A 22805-nucleotide genomic window follows, 5' to 3' on the forward strand; every position below is an offset into this window, starting at 1 on the left:
GACCCCCACCGCCCTCTCACCCGGGAATCCCCCTAAACATCCTCTAGTTTGCGCGTTTTCGCCCCCCCCCCCCCCCCCCCCCCCCCCACAACTCGGTGTGTTCGCGCGCGCGACTCGCTATGTCTGGGGGCGCGACTCGCGGGGGGTGGGGTGGGGGGTGGTTGGGCCCCACGCTTCCAGGGCTGCCAGCCACGCCGCGCCTGCCGCGCCGTCGCTGGCGTACCGGACCTCCGCCTCGGCTGACAGGCGTTCCCGTAGCGCTACGCCTACCGGGCTTGACGGGCCGATCACGCTGCCCGCCAGCACGACCGGGGTCGTCTCGTCCGGGGTGCGGGCCATCGCCGCCTGCTCGGCCAGCAGCCGGGCCGCGTCCGCGACGATGTCCGCCGCGGCCGGGTCGGCCGCCGCCAGGTCGCTCACCAGCGACGCGAACCGGGCCAGCCGGATCGGCGGCTCCGCGTTCGCCGACGTGATCAACCTGCTCAGGGCGAGCCGCCGGTCGCCGACGTCGCCCACCGTCTCCTTCAGCACCGCCTCCGCCAGCAGGCCGAGCGGCGCCGTGCTCTGCAGCACCGACAGCGTCGACCGGACCGCCTGCCTGCCGATCCAGAACGCCGAGCCCTCGTCGCCGAGCAGCCAGCCCCAGCCGCCGCGCCAGGACTCCTTGCGCCTGCCGACGATCCGCGCCGCGACCGAGCCCGTGCCACCGATGAGCACGGTCCCGTCCGGTGCCGACGTCGCCGACGCGAACGCGACCTCCGCGTCCGACACGACGTCGATCCGGCACGTCACGCCCACCTCGCGCAGCGCGGCCTCGAAGATCGCCAGGATCGCGGGGTCGGAGAACTTGCTCTCCCCGGCCAGCCCGAGCAGGCAGCTCACCACGTCCGCGCCCGTGGGCACGGCCGCCGCCACCGCCTCCGCCACGCGGCCGGCCGCCACCTCGGGTGGGTGCGAGTTCGGGTTGCCGCCGCCCGACGCGCCGCGCCCGGCCACGCGCCCGTCGGCGTGCACGGCCAGCGCACGGCTCGACGTGCCACCGATGTCCACGCCGACCGCCACGTCCGTCATGAGATCAACCCCGGTCCCGGTTCCATGGTCACGCGTTCGGCCGTCATCGGGCCGCCGCAGTCCGCGCAGTTCACGGTCGCCGTCGTGGCGGTGCCGCAGTCGTGGTGGCGTAGCAGCCGCGGCGGGCCCTCCGGGTCGGCGAGCCAGTGGTCGCCCCAGCGGATGATCGCCGCCAGCACGGGGAAGAAGTCCTGGCCCATGGTGGTCAGCGGGTACTCGTACCTGGCGGGCCGGTCCTGGTAGCGGACGCGTGCCAGCAGCCCGGCGCCGGTGAGCCGGTCGAGCCGCTCGGTCAGCGTGTTCCGCGCGATGCCGAGCTCGGCCTGGAAGCGGTCGAACCTGCGGACGCCGTTGAACGCCTCACGCAGCACCAGCAGTGTCCACTGATCCCCCAGCAGGTCCATGGTTCTCGCGATAGAACACTGCCACCGGGCGAACGACGTCCTTCGCACACAGGAAGTCTAGGGTAACGGCTACAGCGTGCGAGTGACCTTGTTCAGACCGCGAGGGTTGTCGGGGTCGCCGCCGCGCGCCAGCGCCAACGCGAGCGCGAGGCGCTGCAGCGGCAGGATCTCCAGGATCGGCGCGACCTCCTCGAACGTGTCCGGCACCGCGATCCGCAGATCGGCCGCCACGTCCGGTGCCGAGGAGCCGACCGCGAGCACGGACGCGCCGCGGTCGCGCACGGTGCCGACCACGTCACGCATCGCGGTGGCGCCGAGCCCCTTGCTGGTGACCGCGACCACGCCGGTGCGGTCGTCGATCGCCGCGACCGGGCCGTGCAGCAGGTCCGCGCCGCTGTAGGAGCGGGCGCCGAGGTAGCTGGTCTCCGCGAGTTTCAGCGCGGCCTCCGCCGCGGTCGCCGAGGAGTAACCGCGGCCGGTCGTCACCACCCGTTCGATGTCGCGGAACCGGTCGACCGCGTCGTCGATCGGGGCGGCGAGGGCGGTCGCGGACAGCTCCCCGATGTCCGCGACCGCCGCACCCGTACCCCCTCGGATGGCATCCACCAGCAGGTACAGCGACAGCAGGGTCGCCGTGTACGTCTTCGTGGCCGCGACGGCCAGTTCCTCGCCCGCCCTGATGTCGACCGAGAGCTCCGCCGCGTCCGACAGCGGCGACGACGGCGTGTTGGTCACGGCGACCGTCAGCGCGCCCTGTGCCCTGGCCGCCTCGGTCGCCGCCACCAGATCGGGTGAACCGCCGCTCTGGCTGACCGACAGGTACAGGACGTCCGTGAAGTCCGGGCGCGCGCCGTAGAGGGTGGTGGTCGACGGCGACACCAGCCCGGCGGGCAGCTCCAGCAGCACCTCGATCAGGTACTTCGCGTACAGGGCCGCGTGGTCGCTGGACCCACGGGCCGCGAGCAGCGCGAACCTCGGCCTGCGCGCCGCGACCAGCCTCGCGACGGCCGCGATCTCCTCGCGCCGTGCGACCAGCGAGGAGAACACCGCCGGCTGCTCGGCGACCTCCGCGGTCATCCGGGCACCTGCTGCCGCCATCGTCCCCTCCTGGTTCATTAAGGTCTAGACCAATGATGGTAGCGCTGTAGGGTGTGCGTTCGCCACGGGTGTCACGGTATTCCCAAAAACCGAGCGGCGTGATCGCGTCGACGGCTTCGGGAAGGCATGCTGTAGCAGGGAAGTCGTTGGAGGAGGAGCCATGCTCGAAACGTCGGCCGCGCAGGAGCCCGACGCCGGTACCCGCGCCATGCGCGAACCCAAGTACTGGGGTCTGAAAAGGCATCTGCTCGACCTGCTCGCCTCCCTGCCGCCGGGGTCGCCCATCCCCACTGAACGTTCGCTCGCCGCCGAGTTCGACGTGTCCCGCACGACCGTGCGCCAGGCTCTTGCTGACCTGACAGTGGAAGGCCGACTACTGCGCGTGCAGGGCAAGGGCACGTTCGCGGCGGAACCCAAGGTGGCACAGCGGTTGCAGCTGTCTTCGTACACAGAGGACATGCGTGCGCAGGGCCGTGAGCCATCGTCGCAGCTGATCGACATCGCGGAGATCCCCGCGGAGGGCGAGTTGACCACCCTGCTCGGCATCCGTTCCGGCGCGAAGGTGCTCCGCATGCAGCGGCTGCGGCTCGCCGACAACGAGCCGATGGCGATCGAGACCACGCACCTGCCGCTCGGCAGGTTCCGCGGGCTCCGCAAGTACCTGACCCCGGGGGGCTCGCTGTACCAGGTGCTGCGGGACCGGTTCGACGTCGAGATGGGGCACGCGGAGGAGACCATAGAGACCGCGCTCGCCGGCCCCCACGAGGCCGAACTGCTCGGCGCGGACGTCGGCATGCCGATGCTGCTGCTGTCGCGGCACTCGTTCGACACCACCGAACGGCCCGTGGAGTGGGTGCGGTCGGTCTACCGCGGCGACCGGTACAAGTTCGTCGCGGAACTGAACCGGCCGTCATGACGCTCGGTGAGGTCCGCTGGGGGAGCGCCACCGCGCGCGGGATCCTCGCCGCGACCATCCTCGGCTCCGGGATGGCGTTCCTGGACGGCACCGTCGTCAACATCGCGCTGCCGCACATCGGCGCCGAGTTCGACGCCGGGGTCGTCGGCCTGCAGTGGATCATCAACGGCTACCTGCTGACCCTCGCCGCGCTGATCCTGGTGGCCGGTTCGCTCGGCGACCGGTACGGACGGCGCCGCGTCTACCTCGTCGGGGTGGCCTGGTTCGCCGTGTCGTCCCTGCTGTGCGGGGTCGCGGTGAACACGGAGATGCTGGTCGCCGCGCGCATCCTGCAGGGCATCGGCGGCGCGCTGCTCACCCCGGGTGCGCTCGCGATCATCCAGTCGTCGTTCCACCGGTCGGACCGGGCACGCGCGATCGGCGCGTGGTCGGGGCTCGGCGGCATCGCGGGCGCGGTCGGGCCGCTGGTCGGCGGGCTGCTCGTGCAGGCGTGGTCGTGGCGGCTCGCGTTCCTGATCAACCTGCCGCTGGGCATCGCGGTGATCTGGCTGACCAGGAAGTTCGTGCCCGAGTCCGAGGACACGTCGATGACCGGGCACCCGGACGTGTGGGGTTCGGTGCTCGGTGCGCTGGGCCTCGCCGGGGTCACCACCGCGTTGGTCGAGGGGCCGGAGCGGGGCGCGTCGGACCCGTTCGTGCTCGTCGGGGCCGTGGTCGGGGTGGCCGCGCTCGTCGGGTTCGTCGTGCTGCAGGTGCGGCAGCGCAACCCGCTCGTGCCGCCGGACATCTTCGCGAACCGGACGTTCGTCGTCGCGAACCTGCTGACGTTCGTGGTCTACGCGGCGCTCGGCGGCGTGATGATGCTGTTCGTCCTGCAGTTGCAGGTCTCGCTGCACTACTCGCCGACGGCCGCCGGGCTGGCCAGCGTGCCGATCTCGATCATCATGCTGGTGCTGTCGGCGCGGTCCGGGAAGCTCGCGCAACGGTTCGGGCCGCGGCCGTTCCTCGTGGCAGGGCCGCTGGTGATCGCGGTGGCCATGATCATGTACACGTGGGTCACGCCGGGTGCGTCGTACCTGCTCACGGTGCTGCCCGCGGTGGTCGTGTTCGGGCTCGGGCTCACCGCGGTGGTGGCGCCGGTGACGGCGACCGTGCTGGCGGCGGCCGAGGACCGGCACGCCGGGGTGGCGTCCGGGGTGAACAACGCGATCGCGCGGACCGGCGGCCTGCTCGCGGTGGCGATCCTGCCGGCGGCGGCCGGGCTGTCCGGTGAGTCGTACGCCGACCCGGACGCGATGACGTCGGGCTGGCAGACGGCGATGTGGCTGTGCGCCGGGTTGTGCGTGGTCGGCGGCGTCCTGGCGCTGTGGGTGCGCAACGACGTCCTCGCCCCGGTCCCGGAGCCCGAACCCGAGCTGCCGGACCCGGGGGAGTGCTTCAGCTGCGGTGTGACGGGCCCGCCCACCCACCTGGGGGCTACACGCGCGTCGTGAGGATCTCCGCGAACAGCGCCGGATCGATGTTGCCGCCGGACACGACCGCGACGGTCTTACCCTTCGGCAGGTCCGCGTGCACGTAGGCCGCCGTGGTCACCGCGCCGCTCGGCTCCGCCACCACCTGTGACCTGGTGGCGAGCAGTCCGATCGCGTCCTTGATCTGGTCCTCGGTCACGGTGATCACGTCGTCGACGAACTTGCGGACGTGCGCGAACGTCAGCTCGGACGGCGTGGAGCGCAGCCCGTCGGCGATCGTGCGGGCGCGGTCGTCGGTCGACCAGTTCGGGCGCTGACCGGTGCGGAAGCCCTCCGCGGTGTCGCCGGCCAGCTCCGGTTCGACGCCGATGACCTGCGCGTGCGGCGCCTTCGCCTTGATCGCGGCGGCCACGCCGGAGATCAGACCGGCACCGCTCACCGGCACCAGGACGACCTCGACGTCCGGCAGGTCGGCGGCGATCTCCAGGCCGATCGTGCCCTGACCGGCGATGACGTCCGGGTGGTCGAACGGCGGGATCAGCGTGCCGCCGTTGCGCGCGACCACTTCCTCAGCGGCCGACTCGCGGTCCGCGGGCGGGACGATCAGGACCTCGGCGCCGTGCCGCCGGGTGGCCTCCACCTTGATCCGCGGCGTGTTGGTGGTCACCACGATGGTCGCCGGGACGCCGTAGAGCTTCGCCACGTAGGCGACGGCCTGCGCGTGGTTGCCGCTCGAATAGGCGACCACTCCTCGGGTACGCACGTCGTCGGGCAGCCGCCCGATCGCGTTCGCCGCACCGCGCATCTTGAACGCGCCGATCGGTTGCAGCTGTTCGGGTTTGAGCCACAGGGGACGGTCGCGCTCCGCCCAAAGGCAGGGCAGCAAAGGAGTACGCACGATCCGGTCGCCGATGCGCGCGGCGGCCGCCTCGATGTCGTCGATGGTGGTCAGTTGCACGTCACCAAGTATGCACTGTCCACAATGGACTGTGGTGGTGCTCACCATCGGTCAACCACGGGAGTGGTGTGCCCGTCCCAGCCGTTGCGGAAGTGGAACGGTCGTGAACAGACGAAGGATCATGAGCGACAAGGAAGCGACGGAAAGAGTAAGAATCAGCCAGGTGCTCGCCGGTGCGCTGGCAGCGGTCACCGCGGCGCTGATCGGCTCCACCATGGGGGTCGCGGGCACGGTCATCGGCGCCGGGCTCGCGAGCATCGTGTCGACCGTCGGCGGCGTGCTGTACCAGCGGTCCATCGACCGGACCACGGAGAGCGTGCGCACGGTTCGCGCCAAGGTCGTCGGCCGGTCCGGCGGCACGACGGTGCTGGTGTCCGAGGAGGACCCGGAGAAGGAGCCGGACGAGGAGGTCCGGGCGGAGCCGGTCAGCGACGACGAACCGGACGACCGGCCACCGGCGGAGCGCGGGCGTCGGCGCTGGCCGATGGTGGTCGTGGGCAGCCTCGCGGCGTTCGTGCTGGGCGTGCTGGCCGTCACCGGGGTCGAGTGGCTTCGTGGCGAACCGCTGTCCGGGGGCACCGGCACGACGTTCGGCAGCATCGTCGAGCCGCACCGCGACAGCGGCGGCCGGCCGGAACAGCCGCCGGACCCGACGACGTCCACGACGACACCGACGTCGAGCGAGTCGGAGCGGCCGCCCGCCACGACGACCGCGCCGACCAGCGGCACCGCCACGACGACCCCGCCGAGCGACTCGTCGTCGACGACGACCACCACCACGACCACCACGACGACACCGCCCGAGACCACGACCACCGAGGTCGAGCCCCCGGGTGGCAGCGTCATCCCCACAAACTGACCCTGGGTAGCAAAACGGACGCGCACCTGGCAACTGTTGTCCCCGATCGGCCGATCGCCGGACGCTGCGTTAGCAAATAGTTTCAAAAAGGCCATCCATCCCGGATGGTGAGAACCCGCTCCGTAGTTGCCCGGGAGTCTTCTCAATCCCCTGCTCGCTCCCGGGTCCCCCTGCAAAGACGAGGGAGCAAAACCTGATGAAACGCACAACCCTTGTGCGCTTGGGCAGCACCGCACTGCTCGCCGTGGGCCTGGCGTTGACCGTCGCCATGCCCGCGAACGGCGTGCCGGTGACGTCGGACTCCAGCGCGATCCAGGCGGCGCTGCAGCGTGACCTCGGCCTGACCCCGCAACAGGCTGAGGCCCGCTACCAGCAGGAACAGGTGGCGTGGTCGAAGGAGAAGACCCTGCGGATCGCCCTCGATCGCGACTTCGCGGGCAGCCACTTCGACACCGCCAGCGGCAAACTGGTGGTCAACGTCGCCGACGCGTCCCGCGTCGCCGAGGTCGAGGACGCCGGTGTCATCGCCCGTGTCGTCGAGGACAGCGCCGCGGAACTGAACGCCACCAAGGCGAAGCTGGACGGCAGCGCGGCGACCATGCCGAGCTCGGTCACCGGCTGGCACGTCGACGAGGCGACCAACGACGTCGTCGTGTCGGTGTACGGCAGCCAGGCCGCGGCCGCGACCTGGGCGAAGAGCCTCGGCGCCGACGTGCGGTTCGAACACGTCACCGCGCGTCCCCAGACGTACTGGAACCTGATCGGTGGCCAGGCGATCCGGACCAGCAGTGGTTCGCGGTGCTCGCTCGGCTTCAACGCCCGCAGCTCGAGCGGCGCCCGGTACGTCATCACCGCCGGTCACTGCACCAACCTCGGCGGCACGTGGTCCGGCTCCGGCGGCACCATCGGCGGCGTCGCGGCAACCTCGTTCCCGACCAACGACTACGGTCTCATCCGCGTCAGCTCCAGCTCCGCGGTGTCGACCCCGTACGTCGACCGCTACAGCTCCGGCAGCGACGTGATCGTCTCCGGTTCGCAGCTCGTCGGCACCGGCGCCACGGTGTGCCGTTCCGGCTCCACCACCGGCTGGCACTGCGGTTCCGTGTCGTCCACCAGCGCGACGGTGTGCTACTCGCAGGGTTGTGTCTACGACACGATCCGCACCAGCGTGTGCGCCGAGCCCGGTGACTCCGGCGGCTCGCTCGTGTCCAGCCCGGGCTCCGGCACGCGCGTCCAGGCCCAGGGCATGACCTCGGGTGGTTCCGGCAACTGCTGGTCCGGCGGCACCACGTACTACCAGAAGGTCAATGAACCCCTGAGCAGGTACGGCCTGTCGCTTTACCGGGGCTGACCTTCAGCCTGCCAGCGGACGGGCCGAACCCTGCCGGCCCGTCCGCTGGTCCCGTGCACCGGCCGAATGTTCTTTCAGGACATTCGGCGGGTTGCTTCGGCCAGGCGGGATGCCGCCGCTCTCGGGTCCTCCGCCTCCGTGATCGCGCGGACCACCACCACCCGGGACGCGCCCGCTGCCAGCACCTCCGGCAGACGCGCCTCGTCGATGCCGCCGATCGCGAACCACGGCCGTGCCGGGTTCGCCGCCGCGGTCGCCCGCACCAGGTCCAGGCCCGGCGCGGGCCGCCCCGGCTTCGTCGGTGTCGGCCAGCACGGGCCGGTGCAGACGTAGTCCACGCCCGGCTCTTCGAACGCGGCCTTCGCCTGCGCCTCGTCGTGGGTCGAGCGGCCGACCACCACGTCGTCGCCCGCGATCTTCCTCGCCCACGAGACGGGCAGGTCGTCCTGCCCGAGGTGCAGTACGTCCGCGCCGGAGGCCAGCGCCACGTCCGCGCGGTCGTTCACGGACAGCAACGCCCCGTGCCGGGCGCACGCCTCCGCCAGCACCGCCAGCGCGGCCAGTTCCTCCCGGGCCTCGATGCCCTTTTCCCGCAGCTGGATCACGTCGACCCCGCCCGCCAGTGCGGCGTCCGCGAACTCCGCCAGGTCCGGGCGGTTGCCCGTGCACAGGTACAGCCGCGCGTCCGCCAGCCGCCGTCGAATCCCGTCTCCGTCTAGTCCAGGCACCCGTTCACGCTATACGGTGGGGGTGGTCCGCACGGGAGTCCAGAGGACTGGGCTGAGAGGGGATCTGCCGATCCCGACCGTCGAACCTGATCCGGATCATGCCGGCGCAGGGAGCGTGAGTGTGCTGTGAGTCACAATGTGGTCGTCGTCGGTGGTGGCGTCGTCGGGCTGTCCGTCGCGTGGCGGCTCGCCGCCGAGAACGACGTGACGCTCGTCGATCCGGCGCCCGCACGCGGGGCGTCGTGGGTCGCCGGCGGGATGCTCGCGCCGGTCACCGAGGCCTGGCCCGGTGAGGAGGACCTCCTCGACGTCGGGGGTGCCTCGCTCGCGTCGTGGCCCGGGTTCGCGGCCGACCTGGGCGTCGAGCTGTACACCGAGGGCACGGTCGTCGCCGGGTTCGACGCCGCCGACGCCGCCCAGCTCGACATCGTCGCCGACTTCCTCGCCCGGCAGGGGCGGTCCGTCGAGCGGCTCACCGGGCGCGAGCTGCGCAGGGTCGAGCCCACCGTCGGACCCAGTGTCCGCAGTGGACTCAAGGTGTCCGGGGACCTCGCGGTCGACAACCGGGAGTTGCTGCGGTGCCTGACCTCCCGCGCCTACGAGGCCGGGGTCGAGTTCATCCGGGAGCCCGCCCGTGCGGTGCGGGCCGGCGCCGTCGAGCTGGCGGGGTCCGTCCTGCGCTGCGACATCGCCGTGGTCGCCGCGGGTGCGTGGAGCGGTGCGCTGCACCCGGCGCTCGCGTCCGCGGTGCGGCCCGTGAAGGGGGAGATCCTGCGGTTGCGCGCCCGGGACGGGACGTTGCCGCCGCCGCGCCACACCGTGCGTGCGCTCGTCGAGTCGCGGCCGGTCTACCTGGTGCCCAGGGCCGACGGTGAGTTGGTGCTCGGCGCGACCCAGTACGAGGCCGGTTTCGACACCGCGGTGACCGCCGGCGGGGTGCGTGACCTGTTGATGTACGCCGAACGCGTGGTGCCCGCGATCGCGGAGTACGAGCTGACGGAAACCGCGGCCGGGCTGCGTGCCGGTAGCCGGGACAACCTCCCGCTGGTCGGTGCGCTCGAACCGGGGGTGCTGGTCGCGGCGGGCCACCACCGCAACGGCCTGCTGCTCGCCCCGATCACGGCGGACGCGATCCGCGCCATGGTCGCCGGTGTCGAGCCGCCCGCCGAGATCAAGTCCGCGGACCCCGCCCGACTGGAGAGGTGACGTGATGTACGTACAGGTCAACGGCACGGAACGCGAGGTGCCCGACGGCGCGACGGTGACGGAGATGCTCGCCGCCCTCGGGGTGCCTGCCAAGGGCGTCGCGGTCGCGGTCGACGGGCAGGTCGTCGCGCGGACCGAGCACGACACGAAGGTGGTGCCGGACGGCGCCGACGTCGAGGTCCTGACCGCGGTGCAGGGAGGCTGACATGGACGACCCACTGGTCATCGGCGACCGGCAGTACTCGTCACGCCTGATCATGGGCACCGGCGGGGCCGCGAACCTCGCGGTGCTGGAGCGTGCGCTGAAGGCGTCGGGCACCGAGTTGACGACGGTGTCCATCCGCCGCGTCGACGTCCAGGGCGGCACCGGTGTGCTGGACGTGCTGGAGCGGTTGGGCATCGACCCGCTGCCGAACACGGCGGGCTGCCGCACCGCGGCCGACGCCGTGCTCACCGCACGGATGGCCCGAGAGGCGCTGGGCACGTCGTGGGTGAAGCTGGAGGTCGTCGCCGACGACCGCACGCTGCTCCCGGACCCGGTCGAACTGCTGGACGCCGCGGCGACACTCGTCGACGACGGCTTCACGGTCCTGCCGTACACGAACGACGACCCGGTGCTCGCGCTGCGGCTGGAGGAACTGGGCTGCGTCGCCGTGATGCCCCTGGGCTCGCCGATCGGCACCGGCCTCGGCATCCGCAACCCGCACAACATCGAGCTGATCGTGAAACGCGCGGGCGTCCCGGTGATCCTGGACGCCGGCATCGGCACCGCCTCCGACGCGGCCCTCGCCATGGAACTGGGCTGCTCAGCGGTACTGCTGGCCACCGCGGTCACCAGGGCGACCGACCCGGAGGCCATGGCGTCGGCCATGCGCCACGGCGTCCTGGCAGGCCGCCTGGCCCACAACGCAGGCCGAGTCCCCCAACGCTTCTGGGCCCAGGCCTCAAGCCCCCCACGCTAACCCCCCACCCCGCGAGTCGCGCGCCAAAACACCGCGAGTCGCGCGCTGGCACATACCGAGTTGTACGTTTCGTGCAGGTCGGGGACCTGCACGAAACGTACAACTCGATGTGTTCGAGGACGCGACTCGCGTGCTGGCCCTCACCTCGGCTCCCGCTGCCGCAGTTCGGCGATTTCCCGCCGCAACTCTCTCAGCTCCGCCAGGATCAGCGCGTCCGACGCCGCCTGGTCGGCCGCGTGCCGGTCCTCTGCCTCGACGAGGTCGTCCGTCACGGTCTTCTCCATCCCGCTCACGATCACCGCGATGAACAGGTTCAGCACGGCGAAGCTGGAGATCAGGATGTAGATGACGAAGAAGATCCACGCGAGCGGCGCGGCCGCCATCACCTCGCGTGCGATGTCCGGCCACGCCTCGCCGGTCATCGTCTGGAACAGCGTGAACAACGTGGTGCCCAGGTCACCGAAGTACTGCGGCGAGATCGTGCCGAACAGCTTCGTGGCCATCACCGCCGCCACGTAGATGATCAGGCCCAGCAGCGCGCCGATCGACGCCATGCCCGGCACGGCCGCGAGCAGCCCCGACACCACCCGTCGCATCGCGGGCACCGCCGAGATCAGCCGCAGCGCACGCAGGATCCGCAGCGCGCGCAACACGGAGAACGGGCCGGACGCCGGGATCAGCGAGATCGCGACGATCACGAAGTCGAAGACGTTCCACGAGTCGCGGAAGAACCGCCAGCCGTGCGCGTACAGGCGCAGCACCAGCTCGACGGTGAAGATGTAGAGCATCGCGTGGTCGGCGACGTGCAGCAGGCCGCCGACCTCGCGCAGCACCACAGGAGAGGTTTCGAGGCCCAGTGTGATCGCGTTCACGACGATCACCCAGATGATGAACTGCTGGAAGCGCTTGTGTTCGACGAGAGCCCGGACGCGGTCCCTGGGTTTCACGTCAAGAGACTGTAAACGTCCCGTCCTCGGGCAGTCGCCAGAACGCCGAGACTGGCCCCACCCCGCCACCCAGCGGATACGCGTGCTTCACCGCGTTGGTGACGAACCACTTGCCGAACCGCACCGCGTCCGGGACCGACATGCCGCGCGCGAGCGCCGAGGAGATCGAGGACGCCATGGTGTCGCCGCCGCCGTGTGTGTGGATGGTGTCGATCCTGGTCGCGGGCAGTTCGAGGAACGTCTCGCCGTCGTACAGCACGTCGACGCACTGCGGGTCGTCGTGCATGTGGCCGCCCTTGACGAGTGCCCACTGTGGACCCAGCGCGTGCAGTGCCCTGGCGGCCTCGCGTGCGTCCTCATGCGTGCGCACGTCGTGGCCGATCAGCAGGCGCACCTCGTCGAGGTTGGGTGTGACCAGCGTCGCACGTGGGAACAGCTCGCTGCGCAGCGCGGCCATCGCGTCGTCCCGCAGCAGTGGGTCGCCGTGCATGGAGGCCGCGACCGGGTCGACGACGAACGGGATGGTGCCGTCCCGTCCGATGTGGACCCGGTCGCACGCCTTGGCCACCGCCTCGATGATCTCGGCGGTCGCGAGCATGCCGGTCTTCGCGGCCAGCACCCCGATGTCGTCGGCGACGGTCTCGATCTGCGCGGCGACGACGTCGGGCGGGATCACCGACACACCGCTGACGCCCAGCGAGTTCTGCACGGTGACCGCGGTGACCGCGGTCATGCCGTGGACCCCGCACGCGAAGAACGTGCGGAGGTCGGCCTGCAGCCCCGCACCACCGCCGGAGTCGGATCCGGCGATGGTGAGGACGCGGGGCGGAGTGCTGGTCACTTGTCGACCACCGGCAGGTACACGTGGCGGCCGTGCTCGTGGAAGCGGTCGGACATCTCCTCCATGCCCGCGTCGATCGCGGCCATGTCGGTGAGCCCGTGCTCCTCGGCGTACTTGCGCACGTCCTGCGTGATGCGCATGGAACAGAACTTGGGACCGCACATGGAACAGAAGTGTGCCGTCTTCGCCGGTTCCGCGGGAAGCGTCTCGTCGTGGAACGACCGGGCCGTGTCCGGGTCGAGCGACAGGTTGAACTGGTCGGTCCACCGGAACTCGAAGCGCGCCTTGGACAGCGCGTCATCCCACTCCTGCGCGCGCGGGTGGCCCTTGGCGAGGTCGGCGGAGTGCGCGGCGATCTTGTACGTGATCACGCCGGTCTTCACGTCGTCGCGGTTGGGCAGGCCGAGGTGCTCCTTCGGTGTGACGTAGCAGAGCATCGCGGTGCCCAGCCAGCCGATCTGCGCGGCACCGATCGCGGACGTGATGTGGTCGTACGCGGGCGCGATGTCCGTCGCGAGTGGACCGAGCGTGTAGAACGGCGCCTCACCGCACAGTTCCTCCTCCAGGCGGACGTTCTCGGCGATCTTGTGCATGGGCACGTGGCCGGGACCCTCGATCATCACCTGCACGTCGTGCTCGCGGGCGATGTGGGTCAGTTCGCCGAGCGTGCGCAGCTCCGCGAACTGGGCATCGTCGTTGGCGTCGGCGATGGAACCGGGGCGCAGGCCGTCGCCGAGCGAGAACGTCACGTCGTAGGCGCGGAGGATCTCGCACAGCTCGACGAAGTTGGTGTAGAGGAAGGACTCCCGGTGGTGCGCGAGGCACCAGGCGGCCATGATCGACCCGCCGCGCGACACGATCCCGGTGACGCGCCTGGCGGTCAGCGGCACGTACCGCAGCAACACTCCCGCGTGGACGGTCATGTAGTCGACGCCCTGCTCGCACTGCTCGATCACGGTGTCGCGGTAGACCTCCCACGACAGCTGCGTCGGGTCGCCGCCGACCTTTTCGAGGGCCTGGTAGATCGGCACCGTGCCGATGGGCACGGGCGAGTTGCGGATGATCCACTCGCGGGTCTCGTGGATGCGTTTGCCGGTCGACAGGTCCATCACGGTGTCGGCGCCCCAGCGGGTCGCCCACACCATCTTGTCGACCTCGTCCTCGATGGACGACGACACGGCCGAGTTGCCGATGTTCGCGTTGATCTTGACGAGGAACTTCTTGCCGATGATCGCGGGCTCGACCTCGGGGTGTTTCCTGTTGACCGGGATCACCGCGCGCCCGATCGCCACCTCGTCGCGGACGAACTCGGGATCGACCCCCTCGCGTGCGGCGACGAACCGCATCTCCTTGGTGATGATCCCGGCTTTCGCGTACGCCAGCTGGGAAACGGCGCCGTGCACCGGTTCCCGTTCGGCGATCCAGTCGGCCCGCAGCGGTGCCAGTCCACTGTGGATGTCGATGGTCGCGTCGTCGTCGGTGTACGGCCCCGAGGTGTCGTACAGCTCGACGTGCTCGCCGTTGGTCAGGTCCACGCGCCGGAACGGGACCCGCAGGCCGTCAGTGCCGTCGACGTCGCGGTAGACCTTCCGCGATCCGGTGATCGGCCCGGTGGTCACGCTGGGGCGCACGGAACGGTCGTCAAGAGCAGTCATGGTGGATCTCCCTACGCCGGCATTACCCGGTCAGGTTCGAGCGGTCGGCAGAACCGGGTCCGTGACTGGACACCATCTGCCCTCTCAGCCCGCCAAGGCGCGAGCTCCCGCGTTGATTGAGTTGTCGTTCTCGCCTCCCGACCATAACCAGCCATTCGGGGCACTGCCAAGGGCGAGATCGGCCGGACGGCGATAGCGTGCACGCGTGCACGCCAACCCGGTGGCAGCCAAACCCTGTGCGACCTGCGGCGATCTGACGGGCCGCGGCTACCCGTCGTGCGCCGGTTGCGTGGCGGAGGTCGACCGTCCGTGGCTGACGGCGTGGGCCGAGCTCCCCGACGCGGACCCCGAACGGGTGGCCGACGCCCCGGCAGGTGACTACCCGTGGGCGTGCGTCGACTGGGCACTGCGCCAGCTGCGGTGCGCGGGCTGCGGCGGCGAACTCGCCGCGGGCGCCCCCGACTGCGTCGGCTGCGCGACCGCGGACGCGGCACGCTGGGAGCTGGTGCCGCCGACCGCGCACGACGTCGTCCTGCGGGCGGCGGTCGTGGCGTTGCGCGCGCCGACCTGGCGCAGGCAGGCCGTGGCGTCGACGTGGCGGCTGCTGCTGCCGTTCGTGGTGGCGGGCGCGGTGCCGACCGGGTCCGAGGTGCGCGAGGTCAGGACGCAGGTGGTGGCGGGCCGGTACGAGGAGCTGGCCTCGGTGGAGGTGCTGCCGCTCGAGGTGCCGCTGCTGCCGTGGCGCCGGTCAACGGTCTAGGGCGAGCTTCACGCCGAGGCCGATCAGCACCGCGCCGGACCACCGTTCGACCGTGCTCTGGTGCCGCCGCAGCCGGTCGACGACCGTGGTGATCAGCCCGGCGATGACCAGATACCAGAGCGTGTCGATCACGACCCACGCCACCGCGAGCGCGATCAGCGCCCACCGCCCGGCGTCCGGGGAGACGAACTGCGGCAGGAACGAGATCGCGAACACGGGGAGCTTCGGGTTGGCGAGGTTGACCAGCAGCCCGGCCCGGAAGCCGCCGCCCGATGGTGCGCCGGTCTCGCGGTGCTTGCCGAACAGCGCCCGGGCGCCGAACCAGAGCAGCACGGCGACGCCCGCCACCCGGAGGGTTTGGTAGGCCACTTCGGACGCGACGAGCAGCACGGACAACCCGAGGCCCGCGGCCAGCGCCCAGAACGCGACGCCGGTCTCCAGCCCGACCCGGCCCACCGACAACGCCCAACCGATTTTGGCGGGGTTGTCCACAGGTCGGTCGGTTGTCCACAGGCAAGATCGAGATCGGCCCGTCTGTCGGTGGGTACAGGTAGGCTGGCAAGGCGGGTGGCCCCCGGGAACGGGTGGGGCTTGAGGTTACGTACTTTGCGGGCCGTGTCGTTCTTTGGTCGCGTACGGGGTGGCAGCGCGGACCAGTACGGCGATGTTCCTGCTGTCCCGGTCGGCGTCCGCAACGCGTACACGTGGTGCGCGCGTGCCGGTCAGCCGACCGTCAGCTCGGTCGGGCGCGCGTACACGTCGACCATCGCGCCGTTGCGCAGCACGGTGATCGCCAGGTCTGTGCCGATGACCTCCGCGAACAGCCTGCGCTGGATGCCCTGCGCGTCCTGGACCTGTTCCCGGGCGACGGTCAGCACCAGGTCGCCCTTCCGCAGCCCTGCCCGGTCGGCGGGACCGCCCGCCACCACCTCGATCACCCGCAGGCCCGCCTTCTGGCCATGCCGCTCCGCGACGTCGTCCGGCAGCGGTGCGGGCACGCCGACCACGCCGAGGTACGCCCGTCGCACGCGGCCTTCCACCATCAGCGTGTCGACGATCCGGCGGGTCGTCGCGTTGATCGGGACCGCCAGGCCCAGACCGAATCCCGCGACCGCGGTGTTGATGCCGACCACCCGGGCCCGCGAGTCCGCCAGCGCGCCGCCCGAGTTGCCCGGGTTCAGCGCCGCGTCGGTCTGGATCACGTCCTCGATCACGCGGGCCGCCTGGCCCTGCCGCACGGGGAGCGACCGGCCCAGCGCGCTCACGACGCCGGCCGTCACCGAACCGGCCAGGCCGAGCGGGGAGCCGACCGCGACGACCAGTTGGCCGACCACCAGGTCGTCGGCGTCGCCGAGGTCGGCGGGGGCCGGGGCGGTGCGGGCCTTCAGCACCGCCAGGTCCGACAGCGGGTCCGCGCCGACGACGTCGAAGGGGGACTCCTCGCCGTCCGCGTACGTCGCCTCGCCTCGCGACGAGCCGCCGACGACATGGGCGTTCGTCAGCAGGTGGCCCTCGTCGGTGAACACCACCGCGGAGCCGCCGCCGCGGCGCAGCGTCACGCTCGCCACGTGCGGTGTCAGTGTTCTCGCCACCTCGCTCACCGTGCGCGAGTAGGCGTCCAGCTCGTCGGACATCGCACTCACCGCCAATTACACCGTTGCACCCAGTACAAATGTGCGCCGGTGAGTGTTTGTTCCGCGTTCGCCGTCAGCGGACGTCGGCGTTGGCGCCGGTGAGCACGGTTGCGACCGACTCGGTGCCGAGCTTGGGGATCGCCGCGAGGCCCGCCGCGCCCGCTGGTTCCAGCAGCACGCCGAGCGTCTCGGCCGCCAGGGCCATGGCGGCCCGGAGTTCGTCATCGGTCACGAGGACCATGTCGTCCACGAGTGCGCGGAGGCGTGTCACCGCGACGGGTTCCGGGCGGCTGATCGTGATGCCCGCGGCGAACGCGTTCTCCTGCGGGACCGTCACCACCGCGCCCTGCCGCCAGCTCTCCACCAGTGCGGGCGCGGCCGCCGCCGCGACGCCGACGACCCGTACGCCCGGCCGCTTTTCCTTGACCCAGCACGCGATTCCGCTGATCAACGCGCCGTCGCCGACCGGGACGACCACCGTGTCGAACGACTCGGTGGCCAGCTCGACACCGATCGAGCCCGCGCCCTCGGCGATCGCCGGGTGCAGGCCGTCGCTCAGGTAGACGCGGCCGGGGCCCGTCACCGCCTTCGCGGCTTCCTTCGCGTCTCCGTCGACCTCGTGCACGACCGCGCCGGTCGCGGTCATGCGCGCCAGCTTCACCGGCGACGTGCCCGCGGGCACGAACACCTCCGCCCGCAGCCCGCGGCGCCGTGCCGCGTAACCCACGGCCTGCCCGAAGTTGCCGCCGGTGGACGAGCACACGACCGTCGAACCCGCCGGCAGGGCGGCGATCGCGAAGTCCGCGCCACGGCCCTTGAAGCTGCGCAACGGGTTCAGCGTCTCGACCTTCGTCAGCACCCGCGTGCCCAGCCGGGTGCACAGCTGGTCGTCGACGTACTGCGGGGTGTGCAGGAAGACCGGGTCGATCTCCCGCGCCGCCCGGGCGATCCGGTCGAGGTCGAGGTCCACGTGCTAGACCTCCGGCTCGTCCTCCACGGCCGGGTTCCACGACAGGCCCGGCTGGCCCCAGCCGTTGCGCTTGAGCATGCGCTTCGACTCCTTGTTGTAGCGGCCGACGAGACGGCTCAGGTACAGGAACCCGTCGAGGTGGTCGGTCTCGTGCTGCAGGCAGCGCGCGAAGTAGCCGGTGCCCTCGACCTCGACCGGCTCGCCGTCGAGGTCCTGCCCGGTGACCTTCGCCCACCGCGCGCGGCCGGTCGGGAACGACTCGCCGGGCACCGACAGGCAACCCTCGAGGTCGTCGTCGGGGTCGGGCATGGTCTCGGGCCGCTCGGACGTCTCGAGCACCGGGTTGACGACCACGCCGCGGTGCCGCACGCCCTCGTCGTCGGGGCAGTCGTAGACGAACACGCGCAGGTCGACGCCGATCTGGTTGGCCGCGAGGCCGACGCCACGGGCAGCCGCCATGGTCTCGAACATGTCGTCGACCAGCGTCCGCAGCTCGTCGTCGAACGTGTCGACCTTGCGCACGGGGTTGTGCAGGACAGGGTCGCCTGCGATCCGGATCGGGTGAACTGCCATGGCGCGAACTGTAGTCAACCGGGTGCGTTGTCCCGGCGGGGACGGCGGTAGCGTGATGTAATGGCACCCGGAATCACACGCGTGTGATTCCGGTTCGGACCCGACCTGGTGGCGAGGAGCCAGATGGACGCCGCGGAGTTGCCGGCAGAGCCCGACGGTGGCCTGCCCGCGACCGGTGAGCTGACGCAGCGCGAACGCGAGATCCTGGCGTTCGAGCGCCAGTGGTGGAAGTACGCGGGCGCCAAGGAACAGGCGATCCGCGAGCTCTTCGACATGTCGCCGACGCGGTACTACCAGCTGGTCAACCGGCTGATCGACAAGAGCGACGCGCTCGTGGCCGACCCGATGCTGGTCAAGCGGTTGCGCAGGTTGCGGACCACTCGTCAGCGCGCCCGGATGGCGCCGAGGCTGGGTGCCGAGCGGCAATGACCTCGCCCGACTCCGGTTCGACGCGGCCACTGCGGGTCGCGGGTGTCGCGCTGCTCGGCGTGGCGGTGGTGGCCCTCGTCATCGGCCTGATCACGATGTTCGGCGGCAACGGCGACGGCCGCGCCGACGGCAACGGCGAGGAACGCCCGCCCGAGTCGACGTCGACCTCCGAGGCCTCGTCCCTGCCGGGCAACCCGCCGTCGTCGAGGACGACGTCGAAGTCCGTGCCGCCGACGACCACCACCCAGCCCAGCGCCCCGACTACGACGACCACCACCGGCGCCGCCCCGCCTGGCGACGGCAACGGTGAGCCGGAGAAGTCCGTTCCGGTGCGGGTGCTGAACAACAGCAAGATCAAAGGCCTGGCCGCGACCGCCGGCGAGGACCTGAAGGCCGACGGCTGGCAGGTGGTCGGAATCGGCAACTACTCGGCGACGAACCTGCCCGAGACGACGGTCTTCTTCCGGCCGGGCACGTCGGAGGAGGCCGCGGCACGCGCGCTGGCGGCCGCGTTCGGGTTGGCCGTCGAGCCACGGATCGACACCCTCGCCGACCAGCCGGCAGGCGTACTCGTCGTGGTGACGAACGACTACGCCGACACAGGCGGCGGCAAAAACGAAGGCTGACACAAACACCGCGAGTCGCGTTCTCACGCATACCGAGTTGTGTGTTTCGTGCAGGTGTCGCCACGGCGGCATGTGCACGAAACGTACAACTCGGTGTGTGCGGGCGCGCGACTCGCGGTGTTTTGGCGCGTGACTCGCGGGGTTAGCGGGATTTGGCGTAGGTTTCCAGTGCTGCCAGTTGGGCTGGGTCCAGGCTGGCCTTGACCGACTCGCGGGCCCTCGTGACGTGGTCCAGCGTGACCTCTGTGGCTTCCAGTGACTCGCGCATCGCCGTCAGGGCTGCTTCCCGGACCAGTGCCGCGCAGTCCGCCGCCGAGTAGCCCTCCAGGGTCGCCGCCACTTCCGCCAGGTCCACATCCGCCGCGAGCGGGGTGTTGCGGGCCGCCGCCTTCAGGATCTCCGTGCGGGCGTCGGCGTCCGGCGGCGGGACGTAGATCAGGCGCTCGAGGCGGCCTGGTCGCAACAGCGCCGGGTCGATCAGCTCGGGACGGTTCGTCGCGCCCAGGACCACCACGTCCCGCAGCGGTTCCACGCCGTCCAGTTCCGTCAGCAGCGCGGCGACCACGCGGTCCGCCACACCCGAGTCCGACGACTGGCCACGGCGCGGCGCCAGCGCGTCCACCTCGTCCAGGAACACCATCGCCGGGGCCGCCTCCGCGGCGCGGCGGAACAGCTCACGCACCGCGCGCTCGGACTCGCCGACCCACTTGTCCATCAACTCGGCGCCCTTGACCGCGATCACGTTCAGCCGCCCAGTGCCCGCCAGCGCACGCACCAGGAACGTCTTCCCACAGCCGGGTGGCCCGTACAGCAGGACGCCGCGGGGCGGCTCGACCCCCAGGCGCGCGAACGAGTCCGGGTACCGCAGCGGCCACAGCACGGTCTCCGTCAGCGACTGCTTGACCTCCTTCATGTCGCCGACCTGGTCGAGCGTGAGCCCGCCCGTCTGCAGGTTGTCCGAAGTGGACAACGCGGTCGGCCGGACCGTCGACAGCGCGTCGGTCAGGTCGCCCGCGGTGATCGCCGACGCCGAGCGGACCGCGGCGCGCACCGCAGCCTCCCTGCGCAACGCGACCAGGTCCGCCGCCACGAAGCCGGGGGTGCGCTCCGCCAGCGCCCCGAAGTCCACATCGGACTCGACGGGCACGTCCCGCAGCAGCACGCGCAGCAGTTCGGTCCGCGTCCGCGCGTCCGGCAGCGGCACCGACACCGACCGGTCGAGCAGGTCCACGGAACGCGCACGGGGGTCGACGGCCTCGGGATGGGCGGACGTCGCCACCACCGCGAAACCCGGGTTCCGCACCGCCGCGCGCAGCGTCTCGATCACGACCGTCGCCATCGGCGGCGGGCTGGTCGCGGGAAGCAGTGCGTCGAGGTCGGTGATCAGAAGCACCGACGGGGTGTGCGAGGTCGCCGACTCGATCGCCGCCGACAGCTTCGCCGCGCCCGCGTTCGGCTCCAGCGCGGCGAGCGTCGGGGCGGCCAGTTCGACGACCTCCGCCTCGGCCGCGTGCGCCACCGACCGCACGACCGTCGCCTTGCCGACCCCCTCCGGGCCCGTCAGCAGCACGCCCAGCTGTGCGGTCGCACCCAGCGCGGTCAGCAGCTCCGGCCGTTTGAACGCCAGGTCGAACCACTCGGTGAGCCGGTCCGCCGCCTCCTGCGCGCCGATGAGGTCGGTCACCGGCGGCGGTGGCGCGGACGGCACCACCACCGGCTCGACGTCCATCTGCCGCGGCTCCGCCGTCACCACCGAGCCGCCAGGACCGGCCAGCACCGCGGCCGCGGCGCGCTCGCCCGTGCGGGCACCGTCCCGCCAGCCGACCACAGTGGACGGATGGACGGCGACCGCACCCGCCGGCTCGGTCGCGGTGACGGTCAGCAGCTCGTTCGTCCACGTCGTGCCGACCGCGCGGGACAGCTTGCCGCGCACCGCGTTCACGTCGGAACCGGGCGCGGGCGCGAGGTCCTGGGGCAGCAGCGACACGGCGTCGCCGACGGTGAGGATCTTGCCGATCAACGCCAGCCGCACGGTCTCGGGCGTCAGCGACGCGGCCGCCAGCCGTGACCCGGCGAGCGTCAGCGTCCTGGCGGGCCGCACGTCGGCCGGGGACACGACGACCTCGCCGCCCTCCGTCACGCCGACGTTCGACATCGTGATGTCGTCCAGCAGCACGACGCCGGGCGGGCCCTCGCCCTCGGCGGCCAGCGCCGCGCTGATGCGGGCGCCGGTCAGCTTGACCCCGTCCCACGGCTCGAGGCCCAGCGCGTCGAGCACCTCCGGGTGCAGTCGCACCAGGCCGCGCCGCGAGTCGAGCGCGGACGGGGACAGCCGGACGGTCAGCGTGATCTCTGGCATGGGCCAGACATTACTGGTCGTCGCCTCGCGAAGTGGTTGGTCGGGACTGGTTGCGCCGCAGGCCGATGCGCCGCCAGTTGCGACCGCGTACCGCGCCGCGGCGCATGCGGGTCGCGTCGGCGGGCAGGGCCACCGCACGCACGTGGTCGCCGCCGCGTCGCGACAACGCGGCGCGGGCGGCGCCCGCGACCCGCCGCATCGGTGGCCGTAGGCCGAGCCGCCTGCCCGCCCCGTGCGCACGGCGGATGGCGCGCCGCTCCTTGGGCGGCACGTCCCACGCCTCGGGGTGGTTGGCGAGCCAGTGGTTGCGGCGCACCGCGTACGGGATGTGGGCCAGGTAGACCGCCAGCGCGGTGGCCAGCGCCAGCAGCGGGTAGGTGATCACGGCCGCCGCGAGCAGGCCGGTCAGGACGAGCAGCGGCGCGACCGCCCTCGCGGGCACCTTGATCGTCTTGAACGACAGCGTCGGGATGCGGCTGATCAGCAGCGCGGCGATCGCGACCGTCCACACCATCACCACGCCGTCGGCGTTCCACCAGCCGTCGCGACCGATCTGCAGTGTCAGGATCAGCGGCAGCAGCGCCGACAGGCCACCCGCGGGCGCGGGCACGCCGACGAAGAACTCCTTGGCGTACGGCGGTTGCTCGGTGTCGTCGAGCAGCGTGTTGAACCGCGCGAGCCGCAGGATGATGCACACCGCGAACACCAGCGCGACGACCCAGCCGACTCTGTTGCCCTGGAACTGCCACACGTACAGCACGAGCGCGGGCGCGACGCCGAACGAGATGGCGTCGGCGAGCGAGTCCAGCTCGGCGCCCATCTTGCTGGTGGCGTCGAGCAGCCGCGCGATGCGGCCGTCGAGGCTGTCCAGCACCGCGGCGACCGCGATCGCCGCGATCGCCGCCTGGAACTGCTTGGCCAGCGCGAACTGCACCGCGGACAGGCCGGCACACATGGCCAGCACGGTGATGGCGTTCGGCAGCACC

Annotated in this window: 24 protein-coding genes and 2 riboswitches; of the genes, 10 read left to right on the top strand and 14 right to left on the bottom strand. The window is 71.5% G+C overall.

Annotated elements, in window-relative coordinates:
• Window positions 1-117: 117 nt before the first annotated feature.
• The 3 genes from ACIBVP_RS20395 to ACIBVP_RS20405 are packed head-to-tail and all read right to left on the bottom strand — an operon-like array spanning window position 118 to window position 2573.
• Window positions 118-1071 (bottom strand): N-acetylglucosamine kinase, encoded by a 954-nt coding sequence (locus tag ACIBVP_RS20395; protein WP_396107746.1) that lies wholly within the window; start codon window positions 1069-1071, stop codon window positions 118-120.
• Entirely contained in the window at window positions 1068-1523 is a 456-nt protein-coding gene (locus ACIBVP_RS20400) for a winged helix-turn-helix transcriptional regulator (protein WP_396107747.1), read from the bottom strand. The genes ACIBVP_RS20395 and ACIBVP_RS20400 overlap by 4 nt, the downstream gene beginning before the upstream one ends.
• Before the next feature lie 21 nt (window positions 1524-1544).
• Entirely contained in the window at window positions 1545-2573 is a 1029-nt protein-coding gene (locus ACIBVP_RS20405) for an SIS domain-containing protein (protein ID WP_396107748.1), read from the bottom strand.
• A 160-nt stretch (window positions 2574-2733) separates the two neighbouring features.
• Between ACIBVP_RS20405 and ACIBVP_RS20410 the strand changes: the two genes are divergently transcribed.
• Complete coding sequence (locus ACIBVP_RS20410; protein ID WP_396107749.1) at window positions 2734-3489, top strand: GntR family transcriptional regulator; 756 nt, start codon at window positions 2734-2736, stop codon at window positions 3487-3489.
• A complete protein-coding gene (locus tag ACIBVP_RS20415) occupies window positions 3486-4982 on the top strand; it encodes an MFS transporter (protein WP_396107750.1) in 1497 nt (498 codons plus the stop codon). Before ACIBVP_RS20410 ends, ACIBVP_RS20415 begins: the two co-directional genes overlap by 4 nt.
• On the opposite strand, the gene ACIBVP_RS20420 is transcribed toward ACIBVP_RS20415, so the two are convergent.
• Complete coding sequence (locus ACIBVP_RS20420) at window positions 4966-5919, bottom strand: threonine/serine dehydratase (protein ID WP_396107751.1); 954 nt, start codon at window positions 5917-5919, stop codon at window positions 4966-4968. The two genes, ACIBVP_RS20415 and ACIBVP_RS20420, sit on opposite strands and share 17 nt — an antisense overlap.
• A 121-nt stretch (window positions 5920-6040) precedes the next feature.
• Between ACIBVP_RS20420 and ACIBVP_RS20425 the strand changes: the two genes are divergently transcribed.
• Both ACIBVP_RS20425 and ACIBVP_RS20430 read left to right on the top strand, forming a co-directional pair.
• Window positions 6041-6778, top strand: coding sequence for a hypothetical protein (locus ACIBVP_RS20425; RefSeq protein ID WP_396107752.1), 738 nt, complete (start codon window positions 6041-6043; stop codon window positions 6776-6778).
• Window positions 6779-6992: 214 nt separating this feature from the next.
• Window positions 6993-8129 (top strand): S1 family peptidase, encoded by a 1137-nt coding sequence (locus ACIBVP_RS20430; protein ID WP_396108152.1) that lies wholly within the window; start codon window positions 6993-6995, stop codon window positions 8127-8129.
• Between the two features lie 74 nt (window positions 8130-8203).
• Here the strand turns inward: ACIBVP_RS20430 and thiE are convergent, their stop codons facing one another.
• Window positions 8204-8857 carry a thiamine phosphate synthase gene (thiE, locus tag ACIBVP_RS20435; protein ID WP_396107753.1) on the bottom strand — a complete coding sequence of 218 codons (654 nt, stop codon included), beginning with the start codon at window positions 8855-8857 and terminating at the stop codon, window positions 8204-8206.
• Window positions 8858-8878: 21 nt separating this feature from the next.
• A riboswitch (TPP riboswitch) is annotated at window positions 8879-8987 on the top strand.
• Between thiE and thiO the strand changes: the two genes are divergently transcribed.
• The 3 genes from thiO to ACIBVP_RS20450 all read left to right on the top strand — a co-directional run bounded on the left by thiO (window position 8984) and on the right by ACIBVP_RS20450 (window position 11025).
• The gene (gene thiO / locus ACIBVP_RS20440) at window positions 8984-10063 is read left to right on the top strand and encodes a glycine oxidase ThiO (protein WP_396107754.1); all 1080 of its coding nucleotides are present in this window, start codon (window positions 8984-8986) and stop codon (window positions 10061-10063) included. (Overlaps the previous riboswitch by 4 nt.)
• A 4-nt stretch (window positions 10064-10067) precedes the next feature.
• Window positions 10068-10268: a sulfur carrier protein ThiS gene (gene thiS / locus ACIBVP_RS20445; RefSeq protein ID WP_396107755.1), complete on the top strand. Its 201-nt coding sequence runs from the start codon at window positions 10068-10070 to the stop codon at window positions 10266-10268.
• A gap of 1 nt (window position 10269) precedes the next feature.
• Window positions 10270-11025: a thiazole synthase gene (locus tag ACIBVP_RS20450; RefSeq protein ID WP_396107756.1), complete on the top strand. Its 756-nt coding sequence runs from the start codon at window positions 10270-10272 to the stop codon at window positions 11023-11025.
• 140 nt (window positions 11026-11165) lie between these two features.
• On the opposite strand, the gene ACIBVP_RS20455 is transcribed toward ACIBVP_RS20450, so the two are convergent.
• The 3 genes from ACIBVP_RS20455 to thiC all read right to left on the bottom strand — a co-directional run bounded on the left by ACIBVP_RS20455 (window position 11166) and on the right by thiC (window position 14468).
• Window positions 11166-11972, bottom strand: a complete 807-nt coding sequence (locus ACIBVP_RS20455; protein ID WP_396107757.1) for an ion transporter — start codon at window positions 11970-11972, stop codon at window positions 11166-11168.
• Between the two features lies 1 nt (window position 11973).
• Window positions 11974-12813 carry a bifunctional hydroxymethylpyrimidine kinase/phosphomethylpyrimidine kinase gene (gene thiD / locus ACIBVP_RS20460; RefSeq protein ID WP_396107759.1) on the bottom strand — a complete coding sequence of 280 codons (840 nt, stop codon included), beginning with the start codon at window positions 12811-12813 and terminating at the stop codon, window positions 11974-11976.
• Complete coding sequence (gene thiC, locus ACIBVP_RS20465) at window positions 12810-14468, bottom strand: phosphomethylpyrimidine synthase ThiC (protein ID WP_396107760.1); 1659 nt, start codon at window positions 14466-14468, stop codon at window positions 12810-12812. Before thiC ends, thiD begins: the two co-directional genes overlap by 4 nt.
• Window positions 14460-14589: riboswitch (TPP riboswitch) on the bottom strand. It overlaps the preceding gene by 9 nt.
• Window positions 14590-14673: 84 nt before the next feature.
• Between thiC and ACIBVP_RS20470 the strand changes: the two genes are divergently transcribed.
• The gene (locus ACIBVP_RS20470) at window positions 14674-15228 is read left to right on the top strand and encodes a hypothetical protein (RefSeq protein WP_396107761.1); all 555 of its coding nucleotides are present in this window, start codon (window positions 14674-14676) and stop codon (window positions 15226-15228) included.
• Here the strand turns inward: ACIBVP_RS20470 and ACIBVP_RS20475 are convergent.
• The 4 genes from ACIBVP_RS20475 to ACIBVP_RS20490 form a co-directional block, all read right to left on the bottom strand.
• Entirely contained in the window at window positions 15217-15720 is a 504-nt protein-coding gene (locus tag ACIBVP_RS20475; RefSeq protein ID WP_396107763.1) for a LysE family translocator, read from the bottom strand. The genes ACIBVP_RS20470 and ACIBVP_RS20475 overlap by 12 nt on opposite strands.
• 230 nt (window positions 15721-15950) lie before the next feature.
• Window positions 15951-16862, bottom strand: a complete 912-nt coding sequence (locus ACIBVP_RS20480) for a S1C family serine protease (protein ID WP_396107764.1) — start codon at window positions 16860-16862, stop codon at window positions 15951-15953.
• Between the two features lie 73 nt (window positions 16863-16935).
• A complete protein-coding gene (locus ACIBVP_RS20485; protein WP_396107765.1) occupies window positions 16936-17832 on the bottom strand; it encodes a threonine/serine dehydratase in 897 nt (298 codons plus the stop codon).
• 3 nt (window positions 17833-17835) lie between these two features.
• On the bottom strand, window positions 17836-18405 hold the full coding sequence (locus ACIBVP_RS20490; RefSeq protein ID WP_396107766.1) for a peptide deformylase: 570 nt from the start codon (window positions 18403-18405) through the stop codon (window positions 17836-17838).
• 123 nt (window positions 18406-18528) lie between these two features.
• Between ACIBVP_RS20490 and ACIBVP_RS20495 the strand changes: the two genes are divergently transcribed.
• Window positions 18529-18834 carry a DUF3263 domain-containing protein gene (locus ACIBVP_RS20495; RefSeq protein WP_396107767.1) on the top strand — a complete coding sequence of 102 codons (306 nt, stop codon included), beginning with the start codon at window positions 18529-18531 and terminating at the stop codon, window positions 18832-18834.
• A complete protein-coding gene (locus tag ACIBVP_RS20500) occupies window positions 18831-19460 on the top strand; it encodes a LytR C-terminal domain-containing protein (protein ID WP_396107768.1) in 630 nt (209 codons plus the stop codon). The genes ACIBVP_RS20495 and ACIBVP_RS20500 overlap by 4 nt, the downstream gene beginning before the upstream one ends.
• A gap of 142 nt (window positions 19461-19602) precedes the next feature.
• Here ACIBVP_RS20500 and ACIBVP_RS20505 read toward each other — a convergent pair whose 3' ends face one another.
• Both ACIBVP_RS20505 and pssA read right to left on the bottom strand, forming a co-directional pair.
• Complete coding sequence (locus tag ACIBVP_RS20505) at window positions 19603-21819, bottom strand: AAA family ATPase (RefSeq protein ID WP_396107769.1); 2217 nt, start codon at window positions 21817-21819, stop codon at window positions 19603-19605.
• A gap of 10 nt (window positions 21820-21829) precedes the next feature.
• Complete coding sequence (gene pssA, locus ACIBVP_RS20510) at window positions 21830-22774, bottom strand: CDP-diacylglycerol--serine O-phosphatidyltransferase (RefSeq protein WP_396108153.1); 945 nt, start codon at window positions 22772-22774, stop codon at window positions 21830-21832.
• Window positions 22775-22805: the final 31 nt, after the last annotated feature.

The sequence above is a fragment of the Actinophytocola sp. NPDC049390 genome (assembly GCF_044466355.1).
In the GTDB taxonomy this organism is placed as follows: Bacteria; Actinomycetota; Actinomycetes; order Mycobacteriales; family Pseudonocardiaceae; genus Actinophytocola.

Coding starts and splice junctions, on each gene's coding strand:
- ACIBVP_RS20395 (WP_396107746.1), bottom strand. CDS start 1,071: ATGACGGACGTGGCGGTCGGCGTGGACATCGGTGGCACGTCGAGCCGT.
- ACIBVP_RS20405 (WP_396107748.1), bottom strand. CDS start 2,573: ATGGCGGCAGCAGGTGCCCGGATGACCGCGGAGGTCGCCGAGCAGCCG.
- ACIBVP_RS20410 (WP_396107749.1), top strand. CDS start 2,734: ATGCTCGAAACGTCGGCCGCGCAGGAGCCCGACGCCGGTACCCGCGCC.
- ACIBVP_RS20415 (WP_396107750.1), top strand. CDS start 3,486: ATGACGCTCGGTGAGGTCCGCTGGGGGAGCGCCACCGCGCGCGGGATC.
- ACIBVP_RS20425 (WP_396107752.1), top strand. CDS start 6,041: ATGAGCGACAAGGAAGCGACGGAAAGAGTAAGAATCAGCCAGGTGCTC.
- thiS (WP_396107755.1), top strand. CDS start 10,068: ATGTACGTACAGGTCAACGGCACGGAACGCGAGGTGCCCGACGGCGCG.
- ACIBVP_RS20450 (WP_396107756.1), top strand. CDS start 10,270: ATGGACGACCCACTGGTCATCGGCGACCGGCAGTACTCGTCACGCCTG.
- thiC (WP_396107760.1), bottom strand. CDS start 14,468: ATGACTGCTCTTGACGACCGTTCCGTGCGCCCCAGCGTGACCACCGGG.
- ACIBVP_RS20480 (WP_396107764.1), bottom strand. CDS start 16,862: ATGTCCGACGAGCTGGACGCCTACTCGCGCACGGTGAGCGAGGTGGCG.
- ACIBVP_RS20490 (WP_396107766.1), bottom strand. CDS start 18,405: ATGGCAGTTCACCCGATCCGGATCGCAGGCGACCCTGTCCTGCACAAC.
- ACIBVP_RS20495 (WP_396107767.1), top strand. CDS start 18,529: ATGGACGCCGCGGAGTTGCCGGCAGAGCCCGACGGTGGCCTGCCCGCG.
- ACIBVP_RS20500 (WP_396107768.1), top strand. CDS start 18,831: ATGACCTCGCCCGACTCCGGTTCGACGCGGCCACTGCGGGTCGCGGGT.
- ACIBVP_RS20505 (WP_396107769.1), bottom strand. CDS start 21,819: ATGCCAGAGATCACGCTGACCGTCCGGCTGTCCCCGTCCGCGCTCGAC.
- pssA (WP_396108153.1), bottom strand. CDS start 22,774: ATGTGTGCCGGCCTGTCCGCGGTGCAGTTCGCGCTGGCCAAGCAGTTC.